At 53.3% G+C, this 20,465-nt stretch carries 16 protein-coding genes; 6 read left to right on the plus strand and 10 right to left on the minus strand.

Translation table 11 applies throughout. The features are described 5' to 3' along the window. Window positions 1-30: 30 nt before the first annotated feature. The 4 genes from hofC to nadC form a co-directional block, all read right to left on the minus strand. Window positions 31-1,227 (minus strand): protein transport protein HofC, encoded by a 1,197-nt coding sequence (hofC, locus tag ACT9TW_RS09015; RefSeq protein WP_446492178.1) that lies wholly within the window; start codon window positions 1,225-1,227, stop codon window positions 31-33. Continuing rightward, the gene (gspE, locus tag ACT9TW_RS09020; RefSeq protein ID WP_446492179.1) at window positions 1,217-2,599 is read right to left on the minus strand and encodes a type II secretion system protein GspE; all 1,383 of its coding nucleotides are present in this window, start codon (window positions 2,597-2,599) and stop codon (window positions 1,217-1,219) included. The genes hofC and gspE overlap by 11 nt, the downstream gene beginning before the upstream one ends. Before the next feature lie 12 nt (window positions 2,600-2,611). Next, a complete protein-coding gene (gene ppdD / locus ACT9TW_RS09025) occupies window positions 2,612-3,049 on the minus strand; it encodes a prepilin peptidase-dependent pilin (RefSeq protein ID WP_446492180.1) in 438 nt (145 codons plus the stop codon). Between the two features lie 176 nt (window positions 3,050-3,225). Further along, window positions 3,226-4,119, minus strand: a complete 894-nt coding sequence (nadC, locus tag ACT9TW_RS09030) for a carboxylating nicotinate-nucleotide diphosphorylase (protein ID WP_446492181.1) — start codon at window positions 4,117-4,119, stop codon at window positions 3,226-3,228. Window positions 4,120-4,206: 87 nt separating this feature from the next. Between nadC and ampD the strand changes: the two genes are divergently transcribed. Both ampD and ampE read left to right on the plus strand, forming a co-directional pair. Then, window positions 4,207-4,770 carry a 1,6-anhydro-N-acetylmuramyl-L-alanine amidase AmpD gene (gene ampD / locus ACT9TW_RS09035; protein ID WP_315687923.1) on the plus strand — a complete coding sequence of 188 codons (564 nt, stop codon included), beginning with the start codon at window positions 4,207-4,209 and terminating at the stop codon, window positions 4,768-4,770. Next, a complete protein-coding gene (gene ampE, locus ACT9TW_RS09040; protein ID WP_446492182.1) occupies window positions 4,767-5,621 on the plus strand; it encodes a beta-lactamase regulator AmpE in 855 nt (284 codons plus the stop codon). Before ampD ends, ampE begins: the two co-directional genes overlap by 4 nt. A gap of 21 nt (window positions 5,622-5,642) precedes the next feature. Here the strand turns inward: ampE and ACT9TW_RS09045 are convergent, their stop codons facing one another. The 3 genes from ACT9TW_RS09045 to aroP form a co-directional block, all read right to left on the minus strand. Further along, entirely contained in the window at window positions 5,643-6,593 is a 951-nt protein-coding gene (locus ACT9TW_RS09045) for a glycoside hydrolase family 43 protein (protein ID WP_446492183.1), read from the minus strand. 123 nt (window positions 6,594-6,716) lie between these two features. After that, on the minus strand, window positions 6,717-8,126 hold the full coding sequence (locus ACT9TW_RS09050; protein WP_446492184.1) for a glycoside-pentoside-hexuronide (GPH):cation symporter: 1,410 nt from the start codon (window positions 8,124-8,126) through the stop codon (window positions 6,717-6,719). A gap of 167 nt (window positions 8,127-8,293) precedes the next feature. Then, a complete protein-coding gene (aroP, locus tag ACT9TW_RS09055) occupies window positions 8,294-9,664 on the minus strand; it encodes an aromatic amino acid transporter AroP (RefSeq protein WP_446492185.1) in 1,371 nt (456 codons plus the stop codon). 537 nt (window positions 9,665-10,201) lie between these two features. On the opposite strand from aroP, the gene pdhR reads away from it, so the two are divergent. The 4 genes from pdhR to lpdA all read left to right on the plus strand — a co-directional run bounded on the left by pdhR (window position 10,202) and on the right by lpdA (window position 17,248). Continuing rightward, window positions 10,202-10,966: a pyruvate dehydrogenase complex transcriptional repressor PdhR gene (gene pdhR, locus ACT9TW_RS09060; RefSeq protein ID WP_014068921.1), complete on the plus strand. Its 765-nt coding sequence runs from the start codon at window positions 10,202-10,204 to the stop codon at window positions 10,964-10,966. A gap of 123 nt (window positions 10,967-11,089) precedes the next feature. Beyond that, window positions 11,090-13,753, plus strand: coding sequence for a pyruvate dehydrogenase (acetyl-transferring), homodimeric type (gene aceE / locus ACT9TW_RS09065; protein WP_446492186.1), 2,664 nt, complete (start codon window positions 11,090-11,092; stop codon window positions 13,751-13,753). Window positions 13,754-13,767: 14 nt separating this feature from the next. Then, complete coding sequence (gene aceF, locus ACT9TW_RS09070; RefSeq protein WP_446492187.1) at window positions 13,768-15,648, plus strand: pyruvate dehydrogenase complex dihydrolipoyllysine-residue acetyltransferase; 1,881 nt, start codon at window positions 13,768-13,770, stop codon at window positions 15,646-15,648. Between the two features lie 175 nt (window positions 15,649-15,823). Beyond that, a complete protein-coding gene (gene lpdA / locus ACT9TW_RS09075; protein WP_014068924.1) occupies window positions 15,824-17,248 on the plus strand; it encodes a dihydrolipoyl dehydrogenase in 1,425 nt (474 codons plus the stop codon). Window positions 17,249-17,302: 54 nt separating this feature from the next. On the opposite strand, the gene ACT9TW_RS09080 is transcribed toward lpdA, so the two are convergent. From ACT9TW_RS09080 to ACT9TW_RS09090, 3 genes are all read right to left on the minus strand, one after another. Next, the gene (locus ACT9TW_RS09080; RefSeq protein WP_446492188.1) at window positions 17,303-18,097 is read right to left on the minus strand and encodes a DUF2950 family protein; all 795 of its coding nucleotides are present in this window, start codon (window positions 18,095-18,097) and stop codon (window positions 17,303-17,305) included. 10 nt (window positions 18,098-18,107) lie between these two features. Continuing rightward, window positions 18,108-19,694, minus strand: a complete 1,587-nt coding sequence (locus ACT9TW_RS09085; protein ID WP_446492189.1) for a DUF3300 domain-containing protein — start codon at window positions 19,692-19,694, stop codon at window positions 18,108-18,110. A gap of 207 nt (window positions 19,695-19,901) precedes the next feature. Beyond that, entirely contained in the window at window positions 19,902-20,033 is a 132-nt protein-coding gene (locus tag ACT9TW_RS09090; protein WP_259349628.1) for a hypothetical protein, read from the minus strand. Window positions 20,034-20,465 lie beyond the last annotated feature (432 nt).

Consider the following 20,465-nt stretch of genomic DNA (forward strand, 5'->3'; position numbering starts at 1 on the left):
CTCTTGCTGGCGCATAACCTCGCGCCAGCACTAACCCGCACTCATCGCATCCCCCAGATGGAAAATCGGTAAGTACATCGCGACCACCAGCGTGCCGATTATGACTCCCGTCACAATCAACAGTATTGGCTCCAGCAGTGCCGCCAGGTTGTCTGCTTGCTGGAGCGTTTGCTCCGTGTGGTGATGTGCAAGATTCTCCAGCATGATATCAAGAGCCCCGGATACTTCCCCGGTACGTATCAACTGAATGCAGAGTGGTGTAAACACCGCAGCATGTTGAAATGCTGACCAGACGGGCGTTCCCTGTTCGATTTTCTCCCGCATCCCCTGAATAACATCCCGCCAGAATAGGTTATCAACGGTTTCTTCCGCACTTTCCAGACCTTGTAAAAAAGCAATACCTGCCTGCTGTGTGAGTGATAACACGGTAAATATCTGCCCCAGTTTTTGCCCCCTGGCCAGTGCGCCCATAATGGGTAAATACAGGACTATTCGCTGATTCACGCGCTGCCATCGCGGATACCGCCGAAGACGGTAAATAACGACGGGCGGAACGAGCACTAATACGGCCAGAATAATTGCCCATTCCTGAATGAACACTGCCAGTCCCATTACCATCTGCGTTAACAGCGGCAGAGGGGTATTAAATGTTCTGTAGATGGCCGCGAATTCTGGCAAGACCAGCGTGACCATCGCCAGTACAACGGCAACGGCCAGCGTCAGGATTATTACCGGGTAGCGCAGCGCTTTTTTCACCTTCGTATTAAGCAGCTGCTGCGATTTTTGTTGTTGTGCGAGCTGGCGGCAACACTCTTCCAGCTTGCCCGTGAGCTCGCCTGTTTTCACCATTGAAACGTAGAGCGGGCTGAATACCTCTGGCCATTTTTTTAACGCTGCAGACAAGGCACATCCCTCGCTAAGATCGTCAGCCAGACTTTGCAACAGCGCCTGCCACTGCGTGACAGGGTGTTGCTGCGCCAGCATCTCAAGACTGTGAGACAGCGTAAGACCTGCCTTGAGAAGCGTCGCGAGCTGCCGAAAAACGTCATAGCAGTGTTGAGACTGCCACCGACGACGCTGCGAACAGCGTATCAGCGTCAAAGGATGTAGCGCTTTTCGCATTAATGCCGTAAATGCGGCTTCACGATTGATGGCCCACATCACTCCGTTTTGTAACTCGCCCTCTTCTGTAAGCGCCCGCCAGCGCCAGAGCTGATTAGCCCCCATTGGACATTCCCAGCACGCGTACCAGCTCTTCCACGGTGGTTAGCCCTTGCTCGACCGCCATACAGCCATGTTCAAACAGGGTTGTCATCCCGGTCTGCCGGGCGCTTGCTTCGATAACCTCAATTGCGGCACCACTGGAAATGGCCTGGCGCAGGTCGTTGTCGATGGTCAGAACCTCAAACAGAGCAATGCGGCCATAAAAGCCGTGATAGCAACGATCGCACCCGGTTGGTCGCCACTGCGGTAGCTCTCGCGGCCAAAGTGTGAGAGGCAATACGGCTTTGGTCTGCCCCTCCTGTCGGCAATGGGGGCACAACCGGCGAACCAGTCGCTGTGCTATCACCAGAGAGAGTGCAGATGAGATCATCCAGCGAGCGACACCCATTTGCTGCAAGCGGATCAGCGTCTCTGTCGTCGAAATTGTATGAAGCGTGGAGAGCACCAGGTGCCCGGTCTGTGCGGCATTAATAGCAATTTCTGCCGTTTCACCATCACGAATTTCACCCACCATAATAATGTCGGGATCCTGGCGTAACAGGGCGCGTAATACGCTTTGAAAGGTGAGCCCGGATCGCGGGTTTATTTGGGTCTGATTGAGGCCTGCAAGCGGGATCTCGATAGGATCTTCGACGCTGCAAATGTTCACATCCGGCGTGTTACGCGCTTGCAGGGCGCTGTAGAGGGTGACGGTTTTACCGCTCCCCGTTGGCCCGGTAACCAGGATCAACCCCTGTGGCTGGCGGAGCATTTCGGTAAATTGAGCCTGCTGTTCTGCACTCATGCCCAGTTGTGCAATATCCAGAGCCTGTTGTTCCTGCTGTAGCAGGCGCAGAACGATTTTCTCGCCGCCGCTACAGGGCAGGGTGGCGATACGAAAAGAGACCGGTTCGTTTGCCAGTTCGACCGTAAACTGACCATCCTGGGGCAGACGCCGTTCCGCAATATCCAGGTTGCCCAGCACTTTTAGCCGCGCTGTGAGCGAGGTTGCCAACCCGGCGTTGAGGGTTGTGTGTGGGTTGAGTACGCCATCGATGCGCAGGCGAATGTGGCAGTCGTGTTCCGACGGCTCAATATGAATATCTGATGCCCTCTGACGCATGGCCTGCAACAGCGTGCGGTTGAGAATATCCACCGCGGAGTGGGCCGTTGATGCCACAGGCAGATGTGATTGCGATGCCAGCTGCCGGTGTTTTTCCATGCGTTCGCTCGTCCAGCATTCAATATCAATGCGCTTTTGCGTCGCGAAACGTAAGGCTTCCATCAGCTCTGCGGCAGGCGTACCCACCACTGCTATGTTGACCATAGTGGCATCGCTTGTGAGCAGCTGCGCATGGTAGCGCTGACAGAGCGCCATCAGTTGTTCCGTATTCATCAGCCGCTCCTGTTAATTGCTGTTGAAGCGGAAGACGTCTTCGCAGGCTTGCTTAAGCGCGCTGTCGTTCGCGATGCTGCATGTCCGTGTCCAGCCGGTCATACCGTTGCTGTTGTCCCAAACTGGCGTCATGCTGACGTCAAGGCCGTTCAGGCTTTCTTGTCCTGTGAGTGTAATCGTGCCTTTTGTCACGCTCATGCCGGAAACATAGCGAGAGGTAACGGGCGAGGGGATGCCATTACTTCCCCCATCGCAACTCTCTACGCCGCCGTGCTCCAGGGCGCAAAGCTCAACGGCGGTGCGGTACGGGATAAAGGTTTGCAGCATGTCGGTTAGCGCGGCTTTTCGAAGGTAGTTCTGGTAAGCGGGTACGCCGATCGCACTTAATATGGCAATAATGCCGATGACCACCATTAACTCAATCAGCGTGAATCCATGTTGTCTGTTCATATCTGCTCCTTAGAAAAAGTGGCGCTACTGTGGCAGCGAGGAGGAGCACAGACGAGTGGCAAAAAAGGAAGTGTGAAGGCGCTTTCAGCGAATTAATGCGGGGTTGCAGTGCGGGACAACAGAGTTGCGAGCGGCTTCGTATTTCCCCTCTCCGGGCAGAGAGGGGAAAGGCGGTATTACTTAAAGCGCATTGAGAGATCGAGTGCGCGGATGTGTTTAGTTAGTGCGCCAACGGAGATGAAATCGACACCCGTTTCAGCGAATTCGCGGATTGTTTCAAACGTCACGTTGCCGGATACCTCAAGCTGCGCCTTGCCGTCCGTGCGTTTTACCGCTTCGCGCATCTGGTCGGTTTCGAAGTTATCCAGCATGATGATATCTGCCCCGGCCTTGATGGCTTCATCCAGCTCTTCCAGGTTCTCCACTTCCACCTCAACCGGCACGTCCGGGTGTAACCAGAAGGCTTTTTCCACCGCCTGACGCACGGAGCCAGAAGCAATAATGTGGTTCTCTTTAATCAGGAAGGCGTCGGACAAACCCAGACGATGGTTCGAGCCACCGCCACATAACACCGCATATTTCAGGGCTGTGCGCAGGCCTGGCAGCGTTTTACGGGTATCCAGCAACTGGGTATGCGTGCCTGCCAGCAGGTCGGTGTAGCGGCGCACTTCGCTGGCTACGCCTGACAACGTCTGTACAAAATTCAGCGCGGTACGTTCACCGGTCAGCAACACACGGGAAGGGCCATCAAGCTCAAACAGCGGCTGGTTTGCGGTAATGACGTCGCCATCTTCAACATGCCAGGTGACCTGAACATCGTCACCCGCAAGCTGAGTAAAGACCTCTTCAACCCAGCGTTTTCCGCAAAATACGCCGTCTTCACGGGTAATGATGACGGCGTGCGAGTGTGTCTCTTTTGGCAATAATTGTGCGGTAATATCGTTGTCGGCATTGACGTCGCCGCCCAGGTCTTCTTTCAAAGAATGGGCAACGCTTGCCGGAATATCCATGTTAATACGTTCCAGAAGTGCGTCACGTCGGTGGTCGGGGTTGTAGCGGCGAGGCGGCATGATAAAACTCCAAAATGGTAACGAATCATAATATTGAAACATGCTACTCTGAACCGAGTAATAGCACCATACAGAAGGAGTTCCAGCATGTTGTTAGAGAACGGATGGCTGGTGGATGCGCGGCATGTGCCCTCGCCGCACCACGATTGCCGCCCGGAGGATGAACAGCCCTCACTGCTGGTGGTTCATAACATTAGTCTTCCGCCGGGTGAGTTTGGCGGTCCGTGGATCGATGCGTTATTCACGGGAACGATTGATCCCAATGTTCATCCCTTTTTTGCAGAAATTGCCCATTTGCGCGTATCGGCGCATTGTCTGATCCGTCGTGATGGGGAGATTGTCCAGTATGTTCCTTTTGATAAGCGCGCCTGGCACGCGGGGGTGTCGGTTTATCAGGGGCGCGAACGCTGCAATGATTTTTCAGTCGGGATCGAGCTGGAAGGTACTGATACCACGCCGTATACCGATGCGCAGTATCAGCAACTGGTTGCTGTGACGCAGACCCTTATCGGTTTGTATCCTGCGATAGTCGATAATATAACGGGGCACAGTGATATTGCTCCGGTAAGGAAAACTGACCCCGGCCCGGCATTCGACTGGTCGCGGTTTCACACCATGCTTACCGCATCGTCAGATAAGGAGATAACATGACGCTGTTTACCATGCTGTTGGTTATCGTTGCGGAACGTCTGTTCAAGCTCGGTGAACACTGGCAACTGGATCACCGGCTGGAAGTCCTCTTCCGTCGTATCAAACACTTTTCCCTGCTTCGCACGCTACTGATGACCGCAGGCGTGATGCTGATAACTTTCCTGCTGTTGCGCTCGCTGCACGGCCTCTTTTTCAATGTGCCGTTGCTGGTGGTGTGGATCCTGCTCGGCGTTTTGTGTATCGGCGCGGGTAAAGTCCGTTTGCATTATCACGCTTATCTGAAGGCAGCATCACGGGATGATGCCCATGCGCGAAGTGCAATGGCGAGCGAACTCACCATGATCCACGGCGTTCCGCCTGATTGTGACGAGCGTGATTTTCTTCGCGAGCTGCAAAATGCCCTGCTGTGGATTAACTTCCGCTTTTATCTGGCCCCGTTGTTCTGGTTTGTGGTGGGCGGCCCGTGGGGGCCAGTCTTGCTGATGGGTTATGCATTTTTACGCGCCTGGCAGACCTGGCTTGCCCGATACCTCACTCCGCATGAGCGACTGCAATCCGGGATAGATGCTATTTTGCATGTGCTGGACTGGATCCCAGTGCGGTTCGTGGGAGTGGTGTATGCGTTGATTGGCCACGGCGAAAAAGCGCTGCCAGCGTGGTTTGCCTCTCTGGGTGACCGCCATACTGCGCAGTACCAGGTGTTAACGCGTCTGGCGCAGTTCTCTCTGGCGCGTGAACCACACACTGACAAGATAGAGACGCCAAAAGCGGCTGTGTCGATGGCGAAGAAAACATCCTTTGTAGTCGTGGTGGTCGTGGCGCTGCTGACCATTTACGGCACGCTGGTGTAGCCCAGCACGCCGTCACTTCGGTTAAAGCGTATCAGCAGGCGGGATGCCAAAATCAGGCATCCCGTTTTTATCCCAGCGGACAAGCTTCAGGCGGGTATGGCGATTAGGATCGTAAAGCGGATCGCCTTCAATTTCGGTGTAGTTACGTGCGTGATACACCAGCACATCTTCTCCATCCGGCGTTTGCGTAAAGCTGTTGTGCCCCGGCCCATACTGGCGATTTTCGTAGCTGGTTGTGAATACCGGGCGCGGCGATTTCTGCCAGTTCGCCGGGTTTTGCGGATCGGCGTTCATATCAATCCACAATAGCCCCATGCAGTAGTTCTCGTCGGTTGCGCTGGCGGAGTAGCTGATAAATAGCCTGTCATTGTGCACCAGCACTGCCGGACCTTCGTTAACCCAAAATCCGCGGCACTCCCAGTCATATTCCGGCTTGCTGAGCATTACCGGCTGGCCTTTGAGCGTCCAGGGATTCTCCATTTCACACAGATAAAGGTTGGAGTTACCGGAGATATACGGGGCTTTTTGCGCCCACAGATACCAGCGTTTTCCCTGATGCACAAACGTGGTTGCATCCAGTGCAAAGGTGTCGAACTGGCTTTTAATCTGCCCCTTTTCTTGCCATTTTCCGGTAAGTGGATCCGGGTCGGCGCACTCCAGTGCGAACATGCGATGCTGGAACATCCCGAGCTTATCGAGCGCCTGGGTATGGGTGGCGGCAAAATAGATGTACCACTTGCCGTCAATGTGATGCAGCTCAGGTGCCCAGATAAGCTCACTCATAGGGCCGGTGTCGGGTTTACGCCAGACAACCACTTCATCGGCGCTGCGCAGTCCTTCCAGCGAGTCTGCGCGGCGGATCTCCAGTCTGTCGTACTGCGGCACAGAGGCAATGAAATAGTATTGCTCCTCGTGATACAAAATGTACGGGTCGGCCCGTTGTTCGATAAACGGATTTGGCCAGGTTTGCATTCAGCTTTCCTTATTTAGTCTCAGCGGCTTTGAGTTCCTGATATACCCTTCATACTTCAAGTTGCATGTGCGTTGGCTGCACTCGTTCACCCCAGTCACGTACTTATGTACGCTCCCGGGGATTCACTCACTTGCCGCCTTCCTGCAACTCGAATTATTTAGGGTATAGTCGTTCAGCTTGCGATAGTTAGTGCGGCGTTTTTCCAAATCCTCCTGGATCTGCTTCATGGTTTCACGGTCAACCTTCAGCAAACGCACCACGCCGGCGGTAATCAGATACCCGACGCCCGGAATCACCGTGAACAGCAGCACAATACCGTTGATGGCGTCTGCGCTTTGCGCTTTTGCCCCGGCGTTATAACCGTACCAGGAGAGCAGGAAACCGACCATTGCACCGGCAATCGCCAGCCCCAGTTTGAGGAAGAAGATATTGCCGGAGAAGCTGATCCCGGTGATGCGTTTACCGGTTTTCCACTCGCCGTAATCGTCCACATCGGCCATCAGTGACCAGTGCAGCGGGGAAGGGATCTGGTGCAGGATATTCAGCAGGAAGTAGAGCACCATGATGGTGGTTGTCGCTTTCGGGTCGAAGAAGTAAAACGCGCAGGAGAAAATCGCCAGCACGATATTGGTCCAGAAGAACACCTTTAGCTTACACCAGCGGTCAGTTAACACTTTCGCCAGCATACTGCCAAACATCATGCCGACCACACCCAGGCTGATAAATAGGGTGGCGAAGTGGGTACTTTGGCCCATCACCCAGGTCACGTAATACATGGTGGCGGCCATGCGGATAAAGCCCGGGCAGACGTTGCAGAGCGTGAGCAGCAGAATGCGTACCCACTGGTCGTTCTTCCACACGTCTTTAAGATCGTTCTTCAGCTCGTCATTGGTCTGTACCGCCGGGCGGATGCGCTCGCGTACGGTCGAGAAGCTGAACAGGAACATGCAGGTGCCAATCAGCGCCAGCACGGTCATGGCCATCTGGTAGCCTTTGGCTTTGTTATCCCCACCGAACCAGTCGGCCATCGGCAACAACGTGAGTGACAGCAGTAGCGTCGCGATACCGACCATCACAAAGCGATAAGACTGACAGGCAACGCGCTCTTTAGGATCGTTAGTAATCACGCCACCCAGCGAGCAGTAAGGAATATTGATGGCGGTGTAGGTCAGAGACAGCAGGAAATAAGTGACAAAAGCATAGATAACTTTGCTGTTATAGCTCCACTCTGGCGTGGTGAACATCAGGATACTGAACAGTGCATAGGGGAAAGCTATCCACAACAGCCATGGACGAAACCGACCATATTTACTGCGGGTTCGGTCAGCGATGGCCCCCATGATAGGGTCTGTTACGGCATCAATGACGCGAACGGACAGCAGCAATACGCCGACCAGTGCAGGTGCCAGGCCAAAAATATCCGTATAAAAATAGTTAACAAACAACATGATGGCGCCGAAGATGATATTACATCCCGCGTCTCCCATCCCATAGCCGATCTTTTCTTTTACTGACAGTTTGTTGTTATCCATTGACTGCTCTCCAGGTTTCGGTATGGAGAGAATTATTTGCTGGCAAAGGAATTTTTGCGTTGCAGTATAAGGTCGGTGATATGGATAAAATTGCTGTAGGCGGGAATTTGTGAGGAAGGTAACAACACTCTGCACACCCGAAAAGGCGTGCAGAGTGGAAGGGCTGATTAGTGTGCTTTCACTGCGTTGCCATTTTTCTGTTTAACCAGATAGCCCACGCCGAGGATCGCAACCCATACTGGGATCAGGTACACAGAAATTGCCATGCCTGGGGTTATCAACATGATAACCAGCACCGCCGCCATGAACAGCAGGCACACCCAGTTACCCAGTGGGTAAAGCAGGGCCGGGAAGCGAGTCGCCACACCTTGCTGTTGCTTGGCGCGACGGAACTTGATGTGCGCCAGGCTGATCATTGCCCAGTTGATAACCAGAGCTGAAACCACCAGTGCCATCAGCAGGCCGAAAGCCGATTCCGGGGCCAGGTAGTTAATCAGCACGCACAACGCCGTCACAACAGCCGAGACGATAATGGTGTTTACCGGCACGCCGCGCTTGTCGACGTTGAGCAGTGCTTTCGGGGCGTTACCCTGCTGAGCCAGACCAAACAGCATACGGCTGTTGCAATATACGCAGCTGTTGTAAACGGACAGCGCAGCGGTCAGCACCACGATATTCAGGGCGTTTGCCACGAAGGTATCGCCCAGCTCGTGGAAGATCAGTACAAACGGGCTGGTATCTGCGGTAACACGCGTCCACGGCAGCAGAGAGAGCAACACGGCCAGTGAGCCCACATAGAAGATCAGAATACGGTAGATAACCTGGTTAGTGGCTTTCGGGATGCTCTGCTCCGGGTTGTCGGCTTCAGCGGCGGTGATACCGACCAGCTCCAGCCCCCCGAAGGAGAACATGATGATCGCCATCATCATCACCAGCCCACTCATACCGTGCGGCAGGAATCCGCCCTGTTCCCACAGGTTACGTACCGTGGCCTGTGGGCCACCGTTACCGCTGAACAGCAGCCAGCCACCGAAGATGATCATGGCCACAACGGCGATAACTTTGATGATGGCAAACCAGAACTCCATCTCACCGAACACTTTCACGTTGGTCAGGTTGATGGCGTTAATGATGACGAAGAAGGCCGCAGCAGAGGCCCAGGTTGGGATCTCCGGGTACCAGAACTGAATGTACTTACCCACGGCGGTCAGCTCAGCCATGGCAACCAGAACGTACAGTACCCAGTAGTTCCAGCCGGAAGCGAAGCCTGCGAAGCTCCCCCAGTATTTATAAGCAAAGTGGCTGAATGAACCGGCTACAGGCTCTTCGACCACCATTTCACCTAACTGGCGCATGATCAGAAAGGCAATAAAACCCGCGATTGCGTAACCTAAAATAATGCCAGGGCCGGCAGACTGGATAACGGATGCGCTTCCCAGAAACAGGCCGGTACCGATAGCACCACCCAATGCGATGAGCTGAATGTGGCGGTTTTTAAGCCCGCGCTTTAGCTGATCGCCGTGCTGTTGAGCTTCCATTTGAAACCTCGTGTGTGGTTGTTATGTTCACGCTGTGCGTGTGTAATTATGAATATCCGTTTTCTGTATTTAATTCTTTACGGTTAATGAGACCGAAAAAAGCGGAGATGACTTCCGTAAGCGCCAGAATAGTGGTAAGTGCCCGTGAATGCACCTGCTTTATGAAGGGCTGATGACGAGTTGAATAAAAAGAAAGCATTTGTAAGTTGGCCTGTAAATCCTTCCTACCCCAACCTATAGAATAAAAATGCTCCGTAAGTGGGCGAATTTTCATTATTTGCGTTGTTGAATCGCTTCAGATTGCAAAACACCTCGTTTCATTAAGGTTAAAACTGCCTCTTTGTGGGTAACCAACTCATTTGTGCAAAGTTACATTTCTGAAACGTTATTTCTGTAAGGTTGTTAAAATGTGCAGGGTTTACTGATTTCAATCAAAACCAATATGGACAGAAGGTGAATACTTTGTTACTTTAGCGATACGAACTTGAAATTGGTAAGACCAATTGACTCCGGGCAAAAAGGCGTAAGACAGGGAATATGGCCTACAGCAAAATTCGCCAACCAAAACTATCCGATGTGATTGAGCAGCAGCTGGAGTTTTTAATCCTCGAAGGGACACTGCGCCCTGGTGAAAAACTCCCGCCTGAACGCGAGCTGGCAAAACAGTTCGACGTTTCCCGTCCCTCGCTGCGTGAGGCAATCCAACGCCTCGAAGCAAAGGGCTTGCTGCTTCGTCGCCAGGGCGGCGGAACCTTTGTGCAAAACAGCCTGTGGCAGAGCTTCAGCGATCCGCTGGTAGAACTTCTCTCTGACCACCCAGAATCCCAGTTTGACCTGCTTGAGACCCGTCACGCGCTTGAAGGTATTGCGGCCTATTACGCCGCCCTTCGCAGCACTGATGAAGATCGCGTGCGTATCCGCGAACTGCATCAGGCCATTGAACGGGCACAGCAGTCCGGCGACTTAGACGCCGAGTCCGATGCCGTCGTCCAGTATCAAATCGCCGTCACCGAGGCAGCACATAATGTGGTTTTACTGCACTTGCTTCGCTGCATGGAGCCGATGCTGGCCCAGAACGTTCGTCAGAATTTTGAATTGTTGTATGCCCGTCGGGAAATGCTTCCGCTGGTCAGCAACCATCGCACCCGAGTATTCGAGGCGATAATGGCCGGGGAACCGGAGCAGGCGCGCGAAGCGTCGCACCGACATCTGGCTTTCATTGAGGAAATCTTGCTGGACCGCAGCCGTGAACAATCGCGTCGCGAACGTTCATTACGCCGCATACAGCAACGAAAGGATTAAGCGCCAGGTTTTTTTAGAGCGCGGCAACTAAACGCAGAACCTGTCTTATTGTGTTTTCTGGCGAAAATACAATGGGACAGGTTCCAGACAAATCAACGTATTAGATAGATAAGGAATACCCCCATGTCAGAACGTCTCCAAAATGACGTGGATCCGATCGAAACTCGCGACTGGCTACAGGCGATCGAATCGGTCATCCGTGAAGAAGGTGTTGAGCGTGCTCAGTATCTGATTGATCAGCTGCTTTCTGGAGCCCGTAAAGGCGGTGTGAAAGTAGCTTCAGGTGCAGGGGCTAACAACTACGTAAACACGATTGCCGTCGAAGACGAACCGGAATACCCGGGCAATCTGGATCTGGAACGTCGTATCCGTTCTGCAATTCGCTGGAACGCCATCATGACCGTTCTGCGCGCATCCAAGAAAGACCTGGAACTGGGCGGCCACATGGCTTCCTTCCAGTCTTCTGCAACCGTTTACGAAGTGTGCTTCAACCACTTCTTCCGTGCAGCTAACGAGAAAGACGGCGGCGATCTGGTGTACTTCCAGGGCCACATCTCTCCGGGCATCTATGCACGTGCATTCCTGGAAGGTCGTCTGACTGAAGAGCAGATGAACAACTTCCGTCAGGAAGTTCACGGTAAAGGTCTGTCTTCTTACCCGCACCCTAAACTGATGCCAGAATTCTGGCAGTTCCCGACCGTTTCTATGGGTCTGGGTCCAATCGGTGCGATCTACCAGGCTAAATTCCTGAAATATCTGGAACACCGTGGCCTGAAAGATACTTCTGAGCAAACCGTATACGCCTTCCTGGGCGACGGTGAAATGGATGAGCCAGAATCTAAAGGTGCGATCACCATCGCAACCCGTGAGAAGCTGGACAACCTGTGCTTCATCATCAACTGTAACCTGCAACGTCTGGATGGTCCGGTAACCGGCAACGGCAAGATCATCAACGAACTGGAAGGCATCTTCAGCGGTGCTGGCTGGAACGTGATTAAAGTCATGTGGGGCGGTCGTTGGGATGAGCTGCTGCGTAAAGATACCAGCGGTAAACTGATCCAGCTGATGAACGAAACTGTTGACGGTGACTATCAGACCTTCAAATCCAAAGACGGTGCCTACGTTCGCGAGCACTTCTTCGGCAAATATCCTGAAACCGCAGCACTGGTTGCAGACTGGACTGATGAGCAGATCTGGGCCCTGAACCGTGGTGGTCACGATCCGAAGAAAGTCTACGCTGCACTGAAAAAAGCGCAGGACACCAAAGGTAAAGCGACTGTAATCCTGGCCCACACCATCAAAGGTTACGGCATGGGTGATACCGCAGAAGGTAAAAACATCGCTCACCAGGTGAAGAAAATGAACATGGACGGCGTGCGTTATATCCGCGACCGTTTCAACGTTCCAGTGACCGATGAGCAGGTAGAAAACCTGTCTTACATCACCTTCCCGGAAGGTTCTGAAGAGCACAAGTACCTGCACGAACGTCGTCAGGCGCTGAAAGGCTACCTGCCAGCTCGTCAGCCTAACTTCACCGAGAAACTGGAACTGCCAGCGCTGGAAGACTTCTCTCAGTTGCTGGAAGAGCAGAACAAAGAAATCTCTACCACTATCGCTTTCGTTCGTGCCCTGAACGTGATGCTGAAGAACAAGTCGATCAAAGATCGTCTGGTTCCAATCATCGCTGACGAAGCGCGTACTTTCGGTATGGAAGGTCTGTTCCGTCAGATCGGTATCTACAGCCCGAACGGCCAGCAGTACACTCCGCAGGACCGTGAGCAGGTTGCATACTACAAAGAAGACGAAAAAGGTCAGATCCTTCAGGAAGGTATCAACGAACTGGGTGCTGGCGCATCCTGGCTGGCTGCTGCGACCTCTTACAGCACCAACAACCTGCCAATGATCCCGTTCTATATTTACTACTCCATGTTCGGTTTCCAGCGTATCGGTGACCTGTGCTGGCAGGCAGGCGACCAACAGGCTCGCGGCTTCCTGGTAGGCGGTACTTCCGGTCGTACGACCCTGAACGGCGAAGGTTTGCAGCACGAAGATGGTCACAGCCACATTCAGTCTCTGACTATCCCTAACTGTATCTCTTACGACCCGTCTTACGCGTACGAAGTGGCTGTCATCATGCACGACGGTTTGACCCGTATGTACGGTGAAGCACAAGAGAACATTTACTACTACATCACCACGCTGAACGAAAACTACCACATGCCGGCAATGCCAGCAGGTGCCGAGGAAGGTATCCGTAAAGGTATCTATAAACTCGAAACTGTTGCAGGTAGCAAAGGCAAAGTTCAGCTGCTGGGCTCCGGTTCTATCCTGCGTCACGTACGTGAAGCGGCACAGATCCTGGCGAACGACTACGGTGTAGGTTCTGATGTGTACAGCGTAACTTCCTTCACTGAACTGGCGCGTGATGGCCAGGATTGTGAGCGCTGGAACATGCTGCACCCAATGGAAACTCCGCGCGTTCCGTACATCGCTCAGGTGATGAACGATGCACCAGCGGTAGCGTCTACTGACTATATGAAACTGTTCGCTGAGCAGGTTCGTACTTACGTACCAGCTGATGATTATCGCGTACTGGGTACTGACGGCTTTGGTCGTTCTGACAGCCGCGAAAACCTGCGTCATCACTTCGAAGTTGATGCTTCTTACGTGGTTGTAGCAGCACTGGGCGAACTGGCTAAACGTGGCGAAATCGATAAGAAAGTGGTTGCGGATGCAATTACCAAATTCAACATCGATGCAGAAAAAGTTAACCCGCGTCTGGCGTAAGAGGTAAAAGAATAATGGCTATCGAAATCAATGTACCGGACATCGGGGCTGATGAAGTTGAAATCACCGAGATCCTGGTCAAAGTAGGCGACAAAGTTGAAGTTGAACAGTCGCTGATCACCGTAGAAGGCGACAAAGCCTCTATGGAAGTCCCGTCTCCTCAGGCTGGCATCGTTAAAGAGATCAAAGTCTCTGTTGGCGATAAAACCGAGACTGGCAAACTGATCATGATTTTCGATTCCGCCGACGGTGCAGCAGCAGCTGCACCTGCGCAGGAAGAGAAGAAAGCTGCTCCGGCTGCTGCTCCAGCAGCTGCCGCGGCCGCGAAAGAAGTTAACGTGCCTGACATCGGCGGTGACGAAGTTGAAGTCACTGAAATCCTGGTGAAAGTGGGCGATACCGTTGCGGCTGAGCAGTCTCTGATCACCGTAGAAGGCGACAAAGCCTCTATGGAAGTTCCGGCTCCATTCGCGGGTACCGTTAAAGAGATCAAGATCAACACCGGTGACAAAGTGTCTACAGGTTCCCTGATCATGGTCTTCGAAGTGGCGGGTGCTGCACCTGCACAGGTAGCTGCTCCGGCAGCCGCGGCTCCAGCTGTTGCTGGCGGCGCGAAAGACGTTAACGTACCAGACATCGGCGGTGACGAAGTTGAAGTGACCGAAGTGATGGTGAAAGTGGGCGATAAAGTTGCCGCTGAACAGTCACTGATCACCGTTGAAGGCGACAAGGCTTCCATGGAAGTTCCTGCGCCATTCGCGGGTACCGTTAAAGAGATCAAAATCAGCACTGGCGACAAAGTGTCTACCGGCTCTCTGATCATGGTCTTCGAAGTTGAAGGCGCTGCGCCTGCTGCTGCTCCGGCGGCCGCGGCTGCTCCAGCACCTGCTGCTGCACCGACTCAGGCTGCTAAACCTGCTGCGGCACCAGCTGCAAAAGCAGAAGGCAAATCTGAGTTCGCTGAAAACGATGCTTACGTCCACGCGACTCCACTGATTCGTCGCCTGGCGCGCGAATTCGGTGTGAACCTGGCGAAAGTTAAAGGTACTGGCCGTAAAGGTCGTATCCTGCGCGAAGACGTGCAGACTTACGTGAAAGACGCGGTTAAACGCGCTGAAGCGGCTCCAGCTGCTGCCACCGGTGGCGGTATCCCGGGAATGCTGCCATGGCCGAAAGTGGACTTCAGCAAGTTTGGCGAAATCGAAGAAGTTGAACTGGGTCGTATCCAGAAAATCTCTGGTGCTAACCTGAGCCGTAACTGGGTAATGATCCCGCATGTTACGCACTTCGATAAAACCGATATCACCGATCTGGAAGCGTTCCGTAAACAGCAGAACGCCGAAGCTGAGAAACGTAAACTGGACGTGAAATTCACCCCAGTGGTCTTCATCATGAAAGCGGTTGCTGCGGCTCTGGAACAGATGCCACGCTTCAACAGCTCCCTGTCCGAAGATGGCCAGAAGCTGACGCTGAAGAAATACATCAACATCGGTGTTGCGGTTGATACGCCAAATGGTCTGGTTGTTCCGGTCTTCAAAGACGTGAACAAGAAGAGCATCACTGAGCTGTCCCGTGAACTGACCGTGATCTCCAAAAAAGCGCGTGATGGCAAGCTGACTGCTGGCGAAATGCAGGGCGGTTGCTTCACCATCTCCAGCATCGGTGGCCTGGGTACTACCCACTTCGCACCGATTGTTAACGCGCCGGAAGTGGCAATCCTTGGTGTGTCCAAGTCCGCGATGGAGCCTGTGTGGAATGGCAAAGAGTTCATGCCGCGTCTGATGATGCCAATCTCTCTGTCCTTCGACCACCGCGTGATCGACGGTGCTGATGGTGCGCGTTTCATTACCATCATCAATAACACCCTGAGCGACATTCGCCGCCTGGTGATGTAATCGAAAAGCCGGCCAATCGGCCGGCTTTTTTCTGATAACCTCATGGGGTTTGTGAGGTTATTGGCGAAAGCGAAAATTCGTGAGCCGTTTGTTGTTTCAAAATTGTTAACAATTTTGTAAACTGCGGGCGGATAGAACGACCCGGTGGACGACGGGTATAAATTAAGAGGTCATGATGAGCACAGAAATCAAAACTCAGGTCGTAGTACTTGGGGCAGGCCCGGCAGGTTACTCCGCAGCATTCCGCGCCGCGGATTTAGGTCTGGAAACCGTCATCGTAGAACGTTACAGCACCCTCGGTGGTGTTTGTCTGAACGTCGGCTGTATCCCTTCTAAAGCGCTGCTGCACGTAGCCAAAGTTATCGAAGAAGCCAAAGCTCTGGCTGAACACGGTATCGTCTTCGGCGAGCCGAAAACTGATATCGACAAAATTCGTACCTGGAAAGAGAAAGTTATCACTCAGCTTACCGGCGGTCTGGCGGGTATGGCCAAAGGCCGTAAAGTGAAAGTGGTAAACGGTCTGGGTAAATTCACCGGCGCGAACACCCTGGAAGTGGAAGGCGAAAACGGCAAAACCGTGATCAACTTCGACAACGCGATCATCGCGGCGGGCTCTCGTCCAATCGAACTGCCATTCATTCCACATGAAGATCCACGCGTGTGGGATTCCACCGATGCGCTGGAACTGAAAACCGTTCCAAAACGCCTGCTGGTTATGGGTGGCGGTATCATCGGTCTGGAAATGGGTACTGTGTACCATGCGCTGGGTTCAGATATTGACGTGGTTGAAATGTTCGACCAGGTTATCCCGGCTGCTGACAAAGACATCGTTAAAGTCTTCACCAAACGCATCAGCAAGAAATTCAACCTGATGCTGGAAACTAAAGTCACTGCCGTTGAAGCGAAAGAAGACGGTATTTACGTTTCCATGGAAGGCAAAAAAGCCCCTGCGGAACCACAGCGTTACGACGCCGTGCTGGTTGCTATTGGCCGTGTGCCGAACGGTAAAAACCTCGACGCGGGCAAAGCTGGCGTGGAAGTTGACGACCGTGGCTTCATCCGCGTTGACAAACAGCTGCGCACCAACGTGCCGCACATCTTTGCAATCGGCGATATCGTCGGTCAGCCAATGCTGGCACACAAAGGTGTTCACGAAGGTCACGTTGCCGCTGAAGTTATCGCCGGCATGAAACACTACTTCGATCCGAAAGTGATCCCATCTATCGCTTACACCGAGCCAGAAGTTGCCTGGGTTGGTCTGACTGAGAAAGAAGCGAAAGAGAAAGGCATCAGCTACGAAACCGCCACCTTCCCGTGGGCTGCTTCTGGCCGTGCTATCGCTTCCGACTGCGCAGACGGTATGACCAAACTGATCTTCGACAAAGAGACTCACCGTGTGATCGGTGGTGCGATTGTCGGCACCAACGGCGGCGAGCTGCTGGGTGAAATCGGTCTGGCTATCGAAATGGGTTGTGACGCTGAAGACATCGCGCTGACCATCCACGCTCACCCAACTCTGCATGAGTCTGTGGGCCTGGCGGCAGAAGTGTTCGAAGGTAGCATCACCGACCTGCCAAACGCGAAAGCGAAGAAGAAATAAGTTTCTTCAGACATAAAAAAGCGGCCTTCGGGCCGCTTTTTTTATGTCTGACATTTAAGGAGTCACAGCCTGCCAGGCCTTGTCTGGGTTATATGCGGCCAGAGCCTGGGCTTTTTGCTCTGAATCCTTACCCAGATCGCGCTGGTAAACGGTATCATCCTGATTGATCACAAAGCTCATCACTCCCGTTTGCCCGTAGCTGACAGGCCAGGCAACCATCGCAAAGCCGTTGTTTTTATCGGGCAATATACGGAAGCGATATCCGTGATAGCCGGCCCCAGGCTCTGACGGGCTGAATGCCGGGCCAAGCGGGCTGGGCGCTTCCCCGGGCGTAATGGGCCAGTACAGACCATCTTTTTTCCCTTTTGAGCTGACAATTTTCTGCGCGTACGTCTGGTTCATCTCGTAATAACTTTGCTGCGCGTCCACGTAAGCGTGGAGCGCTTCTATAGCGGCGAGTTCATTACGACCAATTTCACGTGTCAGGATCTCTTCGGAAGCTTCCTTGATATCAAATTGCCAGCCGTTTGCGGTCTTAATGACCGGTATCGGGAGCTGCCAGTCGCTATCGCCCACCACCAGATGTGCGACATCGCCGTTAGTTACTGTGTTATGCCGGACTTTCCAGTCGCGCAGGAAGCGGTCGACGGCATCAGGATCGACCCCTTCAGGCGGCAGGAAATCGCGCCAGTTTTCCCCGAGCAGTTCGCCCATTGCGGCTTCATTTTGCTCGCTGATTGCATTTACCAGTGCGTCTGTCGCCTTGTCCGGAGTGTCGAAGTGTTGTTGTGCTTGCGCGATGGCTGAAACCATGAGCAACACCACTCCGCTGAGTAATTTAATGTTCATGTCGGCTCCCTTAACGATGACGGACTTCACGGCGTTCAGACCGTGCGCCAGAGGCTTGTCGTTGCGGCTGATTGCGCGAGGCAACCTGACGGCTCTGCGCGCCACGCTGCTGCTGAGCTTGCCAGTTCCCGGAGCGGCTATCGTTTCCACTCAGGGCGTTGGCACGCGGCTGGCTTGTGCGTTGCTGAGTATTTCGTTGTTGCACATTGCGCTGCTGTGCCGTTTGCGAAACCCGTGGCTCCTGTCTTTGTGCCGTCGCTTTACGATTCTCTCTCTGCTGAGAGTTGGCCTTTTTCCCGGTCTGTGTCTTGTTGGTGTCGTAACCCCGATAGTTATTACGCTGAGAAATCTGCTTCAGTTGCTGATTCGACATCTGACGCTGAGCATCTTTTGTGCCGGTGCGCGCCGTTTGCGGGAAAGTTTTCCCGGTTGATTTTTCCATCTGCGCCATTGCAGCCTGGCGCTGGTTATCACGATTAACCGGTTTTTGCTGGGTTGCGCTCAGCCCCGTTGCTGCGTTGGTGGAGTGGAAGCGGTTATTAAGCTGGCTATTTGGGTACGGCACCCCTTCACGATAAGCCGGGTTATGCTGCCAGGTACGGTTAGCGTCAGTCAGACGCTGACCACTGATTTTATTGAAGTTATCAACGTTGATATTGATGTTGTTATCACCATTACGGTTGTAACCGCCATTATGGTCGTAATCGTGATCATGGTGATCCCAATCGTCGTCGTCCCAGTCAATGCTGCTGAAGATGGCGTAGGTGGTCGCCACGCCCAGGCTGAAGCCTAAACCGTTCACGAAACTGTTGCCAAACTGCTCGCCGGTGGTCGGTGGGAGATAGGTTGGCGGATAGGCGGTGTTTGGCCAGGTCCCGTAAACCGTATTGGGGTTATAGGTGGGGACATAAACCACCTGCGGATCGGCGGATTCAATCTTGATGACTGTTGGGCTTGTGGTGGTAGTCGTGGTTGTCGGCTCGGTGGTCACGGTTTTCGCCGGGGCAGGTTTTGTCTCGGTGGTAACCGTCTGCTGTGGTGTAGATTTTAATGCGCCCGTTTGCTGAGCCAGCAAACGCAGACGTTGTACGGAGTCCATCACGTCTTTTGGCTGCGCGAGAAAGGCATCGCCCAGACTTTGCACCCACGGCGGGTTTTCGCCCATCAGCGACATGAGCTGAGGAAACGCCACCAGCGATTTCACGCTGGGATCCCAGGGTTGGCTGGCCACGGCCTGAATGGCGGCATCACCCTGCATTTTAGGGTTGTCCTTCGACCATTGCGCAGCCTGGATAACGTTAGCCGGATAGGTGGATGCCATCAATATTTGCGACAACAGGGCATCAGGATAAAGCGCAATAGGCGCTACCCACTGATCGATTTGCGCGGCACTGTAGGTTGGCGGTGTGGCAGGCGCGGTTTGCTCTGTGGGTGCCGGTGTGGCAGCCGGGGCCGGTGTTACAGGTTGTTGAGCAACGGGAGCAGGAGTGACGGGGGTTTCTGTTGCGCGGCTTTTGACAAACATAACGCCAGAGGCGGCAAACAGCCCGGCACTGCATAAAAGGACAAGCAAGTGTGGCTTAAATGGCAACTTCATAAAGTGACTCCAACGAGACAAGCGCTGTGCCGTGAGGCGTTCCTGTTGCCGCGAGTATTATTCACCCGTGTCTTACAGTTTTGACTTTTCTTGGGAAACCACCCGGAGTGTCCGGATAAAGAGTGTGAGCATTTATTACACAATTATATCTGAAGGTTGAAAAGCCGCTGGGATATTCAGAAGGCCGCTCTTGCGAGCGGCCAGCAGCTAGTTGCCGAGGTTAACGACAAACAGCACCGTGATGTCAGATATGTTCCAGCCACCGTGCAGTGCAGTAAGCAGTAAACCGGTCACAACGATCAGCGCAGTGATTCGCATCTCCATTGCGTGCGTTCTCATAATGGCTACGCGGGTTCATTCTCCAGCGGGAAAGGCAGAACCAGGCAAGTTGGGGTTTTGCCACGTAGGTTACGGAACTGCTCCCGGACCCGGTGACTGGTTGCTACACCAGCGAAGCAGCCCGAGAAGAAGAGTAGTGGATTCAAAGGGGATGCAGAAGATGAGAAGTGAAGTTACATTTATTTTCATACGAAACAGGAAAGCGCTACGCAGTATTTCACCTTCGGCTTGCAAGGAAACGAACTCTGGGGCAAAATTTAATCCGTTGGGGTTTTGCCGCAAATCTGCCAGCCCGGTGTGCTACCACCGCAAGGCAACAAATTAACCGCTTTAAGGCGGTTTTTTTGTGCCCAAAATTCGAATCATCTCCCCGCTATACCATCCTTAACGATTCAGCAAATTTTTTAATGTTGCTTTTTTGTAAACGGATTA

It is taken from the genome of Enterobacter sp. C4G1, from assembly GCF_052886895.1.

Excerpts from the sequence above, each read along its gene's own strand:
- hofC (WP_446492178.1), bottom strand. The coding sequence starts at position 1,227 with ATGGGGGCTAATCAGCTCTGGCGCTGGCGGGCGCTTACAGAAGAGGGC.
- gspE (WP_446492179.1), bottom strand. The coding sequence starts at position 2,599 with ATGAATACGGAACAACTGATGGCGCTCTGTCAGCGCTACCATGCGCAG.
- ppdD (WP_446492180.1), bottom strand. The coding sequence starts at position 3,049 with ATGAACAGACAACATGGATTCACGCTGATTGAGTTAATGGTGGTCATC.
- nadC (WP_446492181.1), bottom strand. The coding sequence starts at position 4,119 with ATGCCGCCTCGCCGCTACAACCCCGACCACCGACGTGACGCACTTCTG.
- ampD (WP_315687923.1), top strand. The coding sequence starts at position 4,207 with ATGTTGTTAGAGAACGGATGGCTGGTGGATGCGCGGCATGTGCCCTCG.
- ampE (WP_446492182.1), top strand. The coding sequence starts at position 4,767 with ATGACGCTGTTTACCATGCTGTTGGTTATCGTTGCGGAACGTCTGTTC.
- ACT9TW_RS09045 (WP_446492183.1), bottom strand. The coding sequence starts at position 6,593 with ATGCAAACCTGGCCAAATCCGTTTATCGAACAACGGGCCGACCCGTAC.
- ACT9TW_RS09050 (WP_446492184.1), bottom strand. The coding sequence starts at position 8,126 with ATGGATAACAACAAACTGTCAGTAAAAGAAAAGATCGGCTATGGGATG.
- aroP (WP_446492185.1), bottom strand. The coding sequence starts at position 9,664 with ATGGAAGCTCAACAGCACGGCGATCAGCTAAAGCGCGGGCTTAAAAAC.
- pdhR (WP_014068921.1), top strand. The coding sequence starts at position 10,202 with ATGGCCTACAGCAAAATTCGCCAACCAAAACTATCCGATGTGATTGAG.
- aceE (WP_446492186.1), top strand. The coding sequence starts at position 11,090 with ATGTCAGAACGTCTCCAAAATGACGTGGATCCGATCGAAACTCGCGAC.
- aceF (WP_446492187.1), top strand. The coding sequence starts at position 13,768 with ATGGCTATCGAAATCAATGTACCGGACATCGGGGCTGATGAAGTTGAA.
- lpdA (WP_014068924.1), top strand. The coding sequence starts at position 15,824 with ATGAGCACAGAAATCAAAACTCAGGTCGTAGTACTTGGGGCAGGCCCG.
- ACT9TW_RS09080 (WP_446492188.1), bottom strand. The coding sequence starts at position 18,097 with ATGAACATTAAATTACTCAGCGGAGTGGTGTTGCTCATGGTTTCAGCC.
- ACT9TW_RS09085 (WP_446492189.1), bottom strand. The coding sequence starts at position 19,694 with ATGAAGTTGCCATTTAAGCCACACTTGCTTGTCCTTTTATGCAGTGCC.
- ACT9TW_RS09090 (WP_259349628.1), bottom strand. The coding sequence starts at position 20,033 with ATGAGAACGCACGCAATGGAGATGCGAATCACTGCGCTGATCGTTGTG.